We start from the raw sequence: 10694 nt of genomic DNA on the forward strand, positions 1-10694 counted from the left end.
CGCGCAGCGCTCGGCGAATGGCCGGACGATTTCGCCGATCTGCGCCACCATCTCGATGTCGCTAGCGAAGCCGTTCTCGCCGGCATCGCCGGGCTCCGTGCCGCGCAGCAGCCGGGCGGCGATATCACCATGGTATTTCGCGCGCTGCGCCATTCTTCGCGCGCGCAGGAGGCGCTCTATGCGACGGTGGGGCGGCTGCCGCCGGTCAGCAGCTTCTTCCTGCCGCAGGAGCTGCGCGAGGATAGCGCGTTAGCGGAGCAGCTCGCGCGGCCGGCGGCAGCGGGGACCGGCGTGATCCATGGCGGCGGTGAACCCGGCGCGCGCGGCAGTTTCGCGTTATATGTGCCCGAATATTACACGCCGGATCGCGTCTGGCCGCTGGTGGTGGCGTTGCATGGCGGCTCCGGCAATGGCCGCGCCTTCCTGTGGAGCTGGATCGCCGATGCCCGCGCTCGCGGCGCCATCCTGATCGCGCCGACAGCCATGGGCGGCACATGGGCGCTGATGGGGGACGATGCCGATACGCCGAATATCGCCGGGATCCTCGATATCGTTCAGTCGCGCTATAATATCGACGCGTCGCGCCGGCTGCTGACCGGCATGAGCGATGGCGGCACCTTCTGCCATGTCAGCGGCCTGCGTGCGGATTCGCCCTTCACGCATCTCGCCCCGGTCTCTGCCACCTTCCATCCGCTGATGGCTCAGTTTGCCGATGCGGATCGTATGCGCGGCCTGCCGATCCATCTCATCCATGGACGTCTCGATTGGATGTTTTCGGTGCAGACTGCACGCGACGCGCGAGATGCGCTCACCATCGCGGGCGCTGACGTCACCTATCGCGAGCTCGACGACCTCAGCCACTGCTATCCGCGCGAGGTCAATTCAGTGCTGCTCGATTGGCTGAACCGGGGCTAGACTGCGATTCGGTACAGTCGCCGGACTTTTGCATCGCCGATCGGTTCCTATATGCTCGCGAGGCGGGCGATACGGACGAGGAGATTTGGATGCCGTCATTGACCGAATGGAAAGTGCCGCCCGGCGTGCAGCCGCGCGCCGAAGATTTCGGCTTCGATCTCGACCGCGCTCTCGATGCGGTGGTAGGCCTGCATTGTATCATTCCCGACGATGCCTTCACGGCCGAGACGCTTGGCACCGAGCGCGCCGGTAACGGCGTGCTGATCGGCGATGGCCTCATCCTCACCATCGGCTATCTCATCACCGAAGCCGAGACGATCTGGATTCATCTCGGTGACGGCAATGTTGTGCCGGGCACGGTGCTTGGCGTCGATCAGGAAACCGGCTTCGGCCTCGTTCAGGCGCTCGGCGAGATCGACATCACGCCGCTCAAGCTCGGCAATTCCAGCGCGGCCAGGTTCAACGATCGCATCGTGGTCGGCGGTGCCGGCGGACGCACGCGCTCGGTGGCGGGCAAGATTGTCGCAGTGCAGGAATTCGCCGGCTACTGGGAATATCTCATCGACGACGCCTTCTTCACCCATCCCGCGCATCCGAACTGGGGCGGTGCGGCGCTGATCGACAGCAAAGGCGAACTGATCGGCATCGGCTCGTTGCAGATCGAGCGCGAGCATGCAGGCCAGAACGAGCACCTCAATATGGTCGTGCCGATCGATCTCCTGAAGCCTGTGATCGATGATCTCCGTACCTTCGGTCGCGTCAACAAGCCTGCTCGCCCGTGGCTGGGGCTGTACGCTGCAGAGGTCGAGGACAAGGTCGTGGTGGTCGGGATTGCCAAACGCGGGCCTGCCGCCCGGGCGGAACTGAAGACCGGCGATGTCATCCTGGCCGTCAATGGCGAGGAGGTCCGTGACTCCGCCGAGTTCTATCGCGCACTCTGGGACCTCGGTGTTGCCGGCTGCGACGTGCCACTGACGCTCTATCGGGGCGGTGATACCTTCGATGTGGAACTCGTGTCGACCGATCGCGCCCGCATGATGAAGACACCGCGCCTGCACTGAAGCTGTCGGGGAGCTGTTCGAAAACGAACGATCATCCTTTTGTCGTGTAGCAAATTGATCTGATATCGTGCAGTTTCGGTACAATTGACCGCCGCCTGCTGCGGCGATGAAGCGATTGTGACCTCTTGTTTTTTAGCTATCGTTGCAAGCTATCGAAATAAGATAAAAGCTCTGAAACCGACGCATCCTGTGATTCGTATTTGAGACCGCGTTTCTAAAATTTCGCGATTAGCTCTTTCGTCTTCATGGTCGCCAGAAGGGCGCCAACGCCCAACTGAGGTTCAGATGTCGCATCGTCGGCACGGCAATGACAATATCCGCACCAGCCATCTCAAATGCGATCGCTGCCGCACGCGTATCCAGCTCAAGGCGATCGATCAGTTCGACGGCTTCGAAACACGTTCGTTCTCGTGTGATCACTGCGGTGCCGTGAAGCTGGTCCGCGTCGATCAGCCGCTGCAGCTGTGGCAGCAGCGGGTCGGCGATCACACCAGCTGCTGATCAGGACCGCGCAATCGCGCGATCCTCGTCAGCCTTTCTCTTTGCTGTGTTCGCTTAGTGAACGTGTCCGCCGCCACCGGCGGGCGCCGATGCGCCGACGGCATTGACGTCGAGATCGATATCGACCTTCCCCGCCTTTTCGAACTGCAGCTGTGCCTTCACCTTGTCGCCCTTGGTGAGCGGCTTCTTCAGGTCCATCAGCATCAGATGATAGCCGCCGGGCTCCAGCTTCACCGTGGCGCCGGGCTTGATCTCGAGCCCGTCATTGAGCGGACGCATCCGCATCACGCCGTCGGTCACGCTCATCTCATGCACCTCGATGCGGCTGCCGCCGGTGAACGAACCGCCGAGCAGCTTGTCGCTGCTCTTGCCGTTATTGGTGATGGTGAGATAGCCGCCTGCCACTTTGGCCGCCGGCGGCGTGGCGCGCGTCCATGGCGTCGCGATCATCAGGTCGCCCGCATGCACCATGCCGGCCATCTGCGCCATCGCATCCTTGGAGGAGGCGGCCAGGCGAACGGCCGGAGCCGGTGATTTCAGGCTGTGCGAGTCCTGCCCCGCGGCCGGGATCTGTGCCCAGTCCTCGGAGCCGTCCTCGCAGGTCTGCAGCGTCGGCAGATAGAGCGGCGCATCGGCCTTCAGCGATGCCGGCAGATAGGCCGAGAAAACGAACTCATCATAGAAGTCGTTGTCGAGCTTGCCGGTCCACGTAATCTGCTTGATGCCCTCAGAGGCCTTCATGCCATGCATGAAGTCGTAGGTCTGTGCATAAGGACCCTTCTTGGTCTCGATCAGCCAGCCCGCCTTCGGCATCGGCTTCACGGCGATCATGCCCTCGGGAATCTGCACGGTGATCTTCGTCGTCGGCGAGGCGCCGCAGCCATGCGGCACGGCGAGCACCGCGCGATAGGAGCCGCCGACCGTCGCCGTGCCACTCTGCACGAACACATGAGCGGAGGCAGGCATGGCGGCCGTGCCAAGCGCTGCGATGAGCAGCAGGGAGCAGTTGATCATGGAGTGTCCTTTCGCGAATGGCAGTTGAAAGTGAATCGTCATCATCACCACCTCGCCTTGATGCCAGCATAGACGGCGCGGCCGGTGCCGGGTTCAAAAAGCGGTGAGGTGGCCGTCGCCAGATTGAGAATGCTCGCCGACGCGATGTAGCGGGTGTCGAGGATGTTGCGCGCCTCGATATAGCCGGAGTAGGTGCCGCCATTGTCGATGCCGGCCTTGAGGCCGAGCAGCGCATAAGGCTCGGTCTTCAGCGTGTTTGCGCTGTCGACATAATAGGATTCCGGCACCCATTCGACATTGGGGCCGAGATAGAATCCGTTGGCATGCTTGTAGAGCAGCTCCGCGCGCAGATAGTGCCGCGGCGCGCCCGGCAGCAGGTTGTTGCCGTAGAGGGGATCATTGTCGAAGCGGAAGTCGTGCAGCGTATAGGCCATGTTGAGCCACAGCCGGTCCGGCTGCGTCGACGCGTCGAACATCCCCTTCAGCACCGCGATGCCAAGTCCGGCCTCGATGCCCTGATGGATCGTGCGATCCGCATTGGTGACGTTGCAGTTGCCGAATGCACTATAGAGGCATTGCAGTTCGTCCCGGATATTGGCGCGGTAGCCCGTGAGCTCCCAGGTCAGATCCGGTCGTCTTCCGCGCGTGCCGATTTCATAGGTCGTGGCGCGCTGCGGGCGGATACTGGTGAAGGGGATGGTCGGGATGCCCGGGCCCGATGAACTCTCGCCGAAGCTCGGCGCTTCCGCGCTGCGCGAGATGTTTGCATAGGCCTGCCAGGTCGGATCGATATTCCACAGCACGCCACCCTTCGGGCTCCAGAGGTTGAACTCCGTCTTGCCCGATTGATCGCCGTCGCTGAGGAAACGATCCTGCCGGTTGCGGGTGGCATAGAGGAACTGCGTGCCGCCGATCAGCGCCACGCTCGGCAGCACATAGAGCGAGTTCTCCACATAGACCGAAGTATTCTTCGAGCGATCGATCGATGATGATGTCAGCGCGCCCTTCTGTCCGGCGACATTGACATACTGGTTGTTGTCGATGCGGCCGTTGATGACATTGACGCCGGCGACGAAGACGTTGCGGTAGCCGCCGATCATGCGGTCATCGGTGACTTTTGCGAAGCCGCCATAGTCCTGATAGCGATAGTCCAGCACTTGGAAGATCGGATGCATCAGGTGGCGGTCGACCGCAAACAGGCCGAAATCGATGGTGGTGTCGTCGAGCCGGATCGTGGTCTTGTTGGCGAGCCGGATGGTATCGATGTTGCGCTGCTGGTCGCCGGTGATGTTGTTGGCCGCAGCGATGGTCGGCGTGTTCAGCGCCGATTCCTTGCTCACCGAACCCGGAATGCGCTGTCGCACGCTGTTGGCGTTGAGATAGAAGCGCGTCTCGAAATCCGGCGAGAACTGGTAACCGACATTGCCGCTCACGCGCGTCGCATTGCCGTAGCTGTGGTCGCGATAGCCATCGGCCGACTGGGTGGATGCGGTGACGAATCCGTCCCACGGCCCATTGGCGCCGCCGGTCGAGGCCTGCAGGCGACGGAAGCCGAACGCGCCCATGTCGAGCGAGACGGCGTTGAGCCACGGATCACGTCCCGTGGGCGTCACGAAATTGATGGCGCCGCCCAGCGAATTGGCGCCGAAGCGCAGCGCATTGCCGCCCTTGAACACCTCGACATATTTATAGGCAGTCGGATCGATCTCCTGGAAGTCGCCATAGCCGTCTGCGGTGTTGATCGGGATGCCGTCCATATAGAGCTGCACGCCGCGCAGATGGAAGTTTCGCGAGAGACTCGAGCCGCGGATCGACAGCCGCGTGTCGTCGCCCCATTTCGGCTGCGCGAACACGCCGGGCACGTAGTCGAGAATGTCCTTGATGGTGTTGGACGGCGTCGAGTTCTTCCATTGATCTGCGGTCACCAGCGCGACGCCGCCCGGCGTCCGCTGGATCTCGCGCAGGGCCTGCTGTGCGGTCAGCACGGTGAGGGAACCGGGCGCAGCCGCAGCAACGGCTGCCGGCGTAGCCGTGGGAGCGGCCACGCTGCGCGCAGCGCGGGCATTCGGAACGGCCTGCCGCGGCTTGCGCGTCGTTGCGCGCTGCTGCGCAGGCGCATCGACGGTGACGGCCGGCAGCGAGGTGAACGGGGCCGATTGGGCAAACACCACACTCGGGATGAGCGTGGCCGCGGATGCGAGCATGGCGCCGCGCAACCGCATGGAAACGGATAGCATGAGGTGAACTCCACCGGGATTGAACTGAGCGCGCCGGCGCGAATGCGCGGGCGCAAGGCGTCGTTGGACGTCAGCTCAGCTGCGGCGGTGCGCGGGCCCGGTGATCGGACGTTGCCCGTTCCGCGACAATACGCGCGTCAGGCGTCGCAACCGGCGCGATCGTAATGGCGATGCGCGCAATCGAGAAGGTAGCGACAGATGGCGGCGCGCCCGGCGCGTGGGTGCCCACGCAGATCGGGCAATGCACCGCGGGCGCGGTGGTCTTGCCGCTGCCGTCGGGCGAGGCGGCGAGATCGGGATGGGTGAGACAGAGCTCGAGGGCTGCAGCCTGCGCTGCCGGCGGGATCGAGGCCAGCAACAGGCTCGACAGCACCACATTGAGGACGAGCGCATAGACCGCGGCCAAAGAAGCCACGGCGCCAAACCAGCGTTTGCGCGATCCATGTGTCACGGTGCGATCCTCACCCGCATGGTTAGCATGGGGGAGGGAACTGTCAAAGGCGCCAAATCAAATGCGACATCCCTCATGGTGAGGAGGCGCGAAGCGTCGTCTCGAACCATGGGATGGCTTGGGTCCGAGCTCGCAGCCATCCTTCAAGACGCCGCTGTGCGGCCCTCAGGATGAAGACGGAGCTTCAAAGCACCACGATCCCCGAATGCTTCGCCTTGTCGTCCGGCTCCACATGAATCGTGATCAGCGCCTCGCCGATCTCGGCGCGGATCGCCTGCTCCAGATTGTCGCAGATGTCGTGCGCGGCGCTCACGGTCGTGGTTCCTGCCACCACGAGATGGAAATCGATGAAAGTCATGCTGCCCGCCCGGCGGGTACGCAGGTCATGGGCCTCGATGGCGCCCACGGCATGGGCCGAGATGGTCTGCTTGATGATGGCCAGCGTCGCCGGCTCCAGCGCTTCGTCCATCAGCCCGCTGAGCGATCGCTTCATCAATCCCCAGCCGGCCCACAGGATGTTGAGCGCCACCAGCGCAGCCATGATCGGATCGAGAATGGCGATGCCCGAGACCGCGGCGATGATGACGCCGCCGAGCACGCCGACCGATGACCACACATCGGTCAACAGATGATGACCGTCGGCTGCGAGCGCAGGCGAGCGCCTGATCTTGCCCTGCCGGATCAGGAGCCAGGCCCAGCCACCATTGATAACCGTCGCGGCGCCGTTGGCGGCGAGGCCGAGCCACGGCGTATCCAGCACGCGTGGCGCGAGATAGCTGAAATAGGCCTCGCGCAGGATGAGGAGCGCGGCCAGCACAATCAGCACGCCTTCGAGCACCGCCGAAAAATACTCTGCCTTGTGATGCCCGTAGGGATGTTCGTCATCGGCAGGCTTCGCGCTGAAGCTGATCGCCGCAAAGGCGACGATGGCCGTCACCACATTGACGATGCTTTCGATCGCATCCGACAGCAAGGCAACGCTGCCAGTGAGATGATAGGCCCAGTATTTCAGACCGAGCACGAGCAAGCCAACGGCAATGCTGCCTTGCGCAAGACTGCGAACGCTTGTCATGTGAAAAGTCTCGTCGTGATGGAAGCGCGGCGGCGGCGCGCTGTGCTCTAGACGCTCGCCTGTGGCGTTGCAAGTCCCGACAAGTATCTGCAAGTGCTTCGCATTATGATGCGCAAGGGAAGCATTGTCGCATGCGTCGAGCGCGATAACGCGTGCGGCCGCGCTGTGGCGCGATCGTCACAGCTGTGCGCAAAATGCGACCATGCGCCCGTTTCGACCCGCCGATGACACACTCTTGAGCCGGATGTGGGCGTGGGCGCTGTATGAGATGCAGGCCGCAGCGACCGGTGTGTTTCAGCAGGGAATGGGAATGATTGATTTGAGTGGATTGCGCTGGCCGCGTTTTGCGGCGCTTCTGATGTTGCCTGCTCTGCTGGCGGGCTGTGTCACCGGCCAGATGGCCGCACCGGTCGGTTTCGGTCTGTCATCGTCGAAATATGCGGAACTGAATGACGGCGGCCACACGCTGCCTGCCATCGACGTCTCCGGTCTCGATCCCGCGATGCTGCGCCAGCGCGTCGACTATCGCACGCGCGAGCCTGTCGGCACCGTCGTGGTCGATACGGCTGCGCGTCATCTCTATCTGGTCGAAGGCGACGGCAAGGCGATGCGCTATGGCATCGGTGTCGGCAAGGCGGGCCTTGCCTTTGCGGGCAGTGCCACCATCAAGCGCAAAGCGGCGTGGCCGCATTGGAGCCCGACCGAAAACATGATGAACCGCGAGCCGGCGCGCTATCGCCATCTCGCCGGTGGCATGGTCGGCGGCCTCGACAATCCGCTGGGTCCGCGCGCGCTCTATCTCTATCAGGGCGACCGCGACACCATGTTTCGCATCCACGGCACCACCGAACCGGAGACCATCGGCCAGGCCGTCTCCAGTGGCTGCATCCGGCTGATGAACCAGGACATCATCGATCTCCACGACCGTGTGAAGATCGGCAGCCGCGTCGTGGTCATCCAGGGCGGCCGCGCGGCGGAGTCGTAACAGCGGCTCAAGCGCCACGTTATCAAAGCGGCAGGTATCAACCGGTACCTGCCGCTTTGCATTGAAGAACCTTGTGGGTGCAACGGTCCTCGTCTGGCGTCCCTGATCGGTGCTATGCATCCGACATGAGTTCACGCCCCGTCTTCCGCTTTGCGCCCAGCCCGAATGGCCACCTCCATCTCGGCCACGCCTATTCAGCGCTGCTGAACGCCGACCTCGCCCGGCAAGCCGGCGGGCGCCTGTTACTGCGGATCGAGGATATCGACGTCACGCGATGCCGGCCGGACTACGAGCAGGCGATCTACGAGGATCTGGCCTGGCTCGGCATCGTGTGGGAACCGCCCGTGCGCCGTCAATCCGATCATCTCGATGCCTATATCGCCGCGAGCGCGGGGCTAGCCGCGATGGGGCTGCTCTATCCCAGTTTCGAAAGTCGGACCGAGATTGCGCGGCTGGTGGCGGCTGAAGAGGCGAAAGGTCCGTGGCCGCGTGATCCCGATGGCGCACCGCTCTATCCCGGCTCCGCGCGATCGCTCTCCGCGGATGAGGTTGCCGAGCTGAAACGGTCAGGCGCGCCGATGGCGCTGCGGCTCGACATGGCCGGGGCGATCGCGCGTGTCGGCGCACTCGTCTGGCGCGAGCAGGGGAGCGGGCCGGATGGCGAGACCGGCGACGTCGCCGCGCAGCCGGCAGCCTGGGGCGATGTCATCCTCGCCCGCAAGGAAGTGCCCACCAGCTATCACCTCTCGGTGGTCATCGACGACGCCTTGCAGGGCGTGACCGATGTGGTCCGCGGTCAGGACCTGTTCTGGTCCACCAGCGTTCATCGTCTGCTGCAGGCATTGCTTGGCGTGCCGGCGCCGGTCTACCGCCACCACGCATTGTTGCGCGACGAGACAGGGGCAAAGCTGGCGAAGTCGATCGCATCCACTGGCTTACGTGAATTGCGCAAGGAAGGTGCAACGCCTGCGGATATCCGTCGCCTGGTCGGATTGCCGCCACAAGAATGATCCCAGTCACATCTGTGACCCCGGTAAGGTTATCCAGATGTCGATCGGGCCGGTGGCGTGACTTCTCCTGCCCCCTCATGCCATGCTGGACTGGACGAGTGGGCATCCAATGGCGCTGACATCGCGCGCAACGCGTAAACCGCGAAAGCGCAGCACGACAATCGCAAAGCCGAAGACCGTGAAGGGGCGCGTTGCCAAGAAAGCTGCGCGCAAGCCACGGATTGCGCCGGCAGCCATGCGCGCCGATGTGATGGTCGAGCAGGCGCTGGCGATGTTTGCCCACGAGGTGCGCACGCCGCTTACCGGCATTCTCGCGGTCAGCGATCTCCTCGCGACATCCGAACTTCCCGAGCGCGAGCGGCGCTGGGTCGAAACGATCAAGGCGGGCGCCGACCACTTGGCCGGCCTCGCCACGCTGTTCGTCGATGCAGCCCGCAGCCACAAGGCCGGGCTCGATCTGCGGCAGGATTTCTTCGACCTGCGCACGCTGACGCGCGCCGTAGGCGATTCGCTCGCCGGCCGGGCGACGGCGAAGGGCTTGCAGGCGACCGTCACCATTTCCGAGAAACTGACGAATTTCGCCGTCGGCGATCCCGTGCGGCTGCGCGCGGCGCTTGAGAACCTGATCGACAATGCGGTGAAATTCACCGAGCGCGGCAATGTCACGCTCAAGGTCTCGCCCGTCCGCATCGCCGGCAAGATCGGCGTGTCCTTTGCGGTGTCCGACAGCGGGATCGGCCTCACGCTGGCCGAGACCAAGAAGCTGTTCCGGCCATTCTCGCAGGCCAATGTCTCCATTGCCGCACGCTTTGGCGGTGCCGGGCTCGGCCTGTTCTCGGTCAAGCAACTGGCCAAGGCGATGGGCGGCGATGTCATTGCCACCCAGCGCCGCAGCGGCGGAACCACTTTCACGCTTACTGTCGCCCTCGATCAGGTGCGCGGCGAGATCGCATTGATGATGCAGTCGGGCGAGGAAGCCGCAGCCAGCGATGCGCTGCGCATCCTCAGCGTCGAGGACAATCCGTTCGGCCGCGTGGTGCTGAATGCCATTCTCACCGAACTCGGCCACCGCGCCGAATTCATCGGCCGCGGCGAGGATGCCGCCGCGCGTGTCGCGCAAGGCGAGTTCGATGCCGTGTTGATGGATATGGTGCTGCCGGACATCAGCGGTGTCGAGGCGATCCGTCAGATCCGCGCCTTGAAGAGGCCGCATGGTCGCATCGCCATCATCGGGGTGTCGGGCCGCGGCGAGGATGAAGCTGCGGCGCGTCAGGCCGGGGCCGACAAATTCCTGATCAAGCCGGTTTCTCCGCGGGCTCTAGCGACTGCGCTTCTTGCGCCGAAACGCCGCGTGGCAGCCGCGAGCGGATGATGGCCGCATTCAGCGCGCCGCCGAACACGAAGATCGCCGAGATGAAATACAGGAACACCAGCGCGATGATCACCGA

General features: G+C 63.7%; 9 protein-coding genes and 1 pseudogene. 6 read left to right on the plus strand and 4 right to left on the minus strand.

All coding sequences use genetic code 11. The features are described 5' to 3' along the window. The 3 genes from ACIQ17_RS25295 to ACIQ17_RS25305 form a co-directional block, all read left to right on the plus strand. Positions 1 to 915 (plus strand): phospholipase (locus ACIQ17_RS25295; protein WP_398472027.1); only part of this gene is annotated, 915 nt, incomplete at its 5' end. An 89-nt stretch (positions 916 to 1004) separates the two neighbouring features. Further along, entirely contained in the window at positions 1005 to 1976 is a 972-nt protein-coding gene (locus ACIQ17_RS25300; RefSeq protein WP_398472029.1) for a S1C family serine protease, read from the plus strand. A 285-nt stretch (positions 1977 to 2261) separates the two neighbouring features. After that, positions 2262 to 2477, plus strand: a complete 216-nt coding sequence (locus ACIQ17_RS25305; protein WP_398472030.1) for a hypothetical protein — start codon at positions 2262 to 2264, stop codon at positions 2475 to 2477. Positions 2478 to 2531: 54 nt separating this feature from the next. Here the strand turns inward: ACIQ17_RS25305 and ACIQ17_RS25310 are convergent, their stop codons facing one another. The 4 genes from ACIQ17_RS25310 to ACIQ17_RS25325 form a co-directional block, all read right to left on the minus strand. Continuing rightward, on the minus strand, positions 2532 to 3491 hold the full coding sequence (locus ACIQ17_RS25310) for a DUF1775 domain-containing protein (RefSeq protein ID WP_398472032.1): 960 nt from the start codon (positions 3489 to 3491) through the stop codon (positions 2532 to 2534). Between the two features lie 44 nt (positions 3492 to 3535). Further along, a complete protein-coding gene (locus ACIQ17_RS25315) occupies positions 3536 to 5728 on the minus strand; it encodes a TonB-dependent receptor family protein (RefSeq protein ID WP_398472034.1) in 2193 nt (730 codons plus the stop codon). A gap of 70 nt (positions 5729 to 5798) precedes the next feature. Then, positions 5799 to 6179 carry a DUF2946 family protein gene (locus ACIQ17_RS25320; protein ID WP_398472035.1) on the minus strand — a complete coding sequence of 127 codons (381 nt, stop codon included), beginning with the start codon at positions 6177 to 6179 and terminating at the stop codon, positions 5799 to 5801. Positions 6180 to 6363: 184 nt separating this feature from the next. Continuing rightward, positions 6364 to 7251 carry a cation diffusion facilitator family transporter gene (locus tag ACIQ17_RS25325; protein ID WP_398472036.1) on the minus strand — a complete coding sequence of 296 codons (888 nt, stop codon included), beginning with the start codon at positions 7249 to 7251 and terminating at the stop codon, positions 6364 to 6366. A gap of 397 nt (positions 7252 to 7648) precedes the next feature. On the opposite strand from ACIQ17_RS25325, the gene ACIQ17_RS25330 reads away from it, so the two are divergent. The 3 genes and pseudogenes from ACIQ17_RS25330 to ACIQ17_RS25340 all read left to right on the plus strand — a co-directional run. Further along, the gene (locus ACIQ17_RS25330; protein ID WP_398472038.1) at positions 7649 to 8236 is read left to right on the plus strand and encodes a L,D-transpeptidase; all 588 of its coding nucleotides are present in this window, start codon (positions 7649 to 7651) and stop codon (positions 8234 to 8236) included. A 125-nt stretch (positions 8237 to 8361) separates the two neighbouring features. Further along, on the plus strand, positions 8362 to 9246 hold the full coding sequence (gluQRS, locus tag ACIQ17_RS25335) for a tRNA glutamyl-Q(34) synthetase GluQRS (RefSeq protein ID WP_398472037.1): 885 nt from the start codon (positions 8362 to 8364) through the stop codon (positions 9244 to 9246). 109 nt (positions 9247 to 9355) lie between these two features. Further along, positions 9356 to 10612: pseudogene (locus ACIQ17_RS25340) on the plus strand (ATP-binding protein); the annotation flags it as partial. Between the last annotated feature and the right edge of the window lie 82 nt (positions 10613 to 10694).

This window comes from Tardiphaga sp. (assembly GCF_044340795.1).
In the GTDB taxonomy this organism is placed as follows: Bacteria; Pseudomonadota; Alphaproteobacteria; order Rhizobiales; family Xanthobacteraceae; genus Tardiphaga.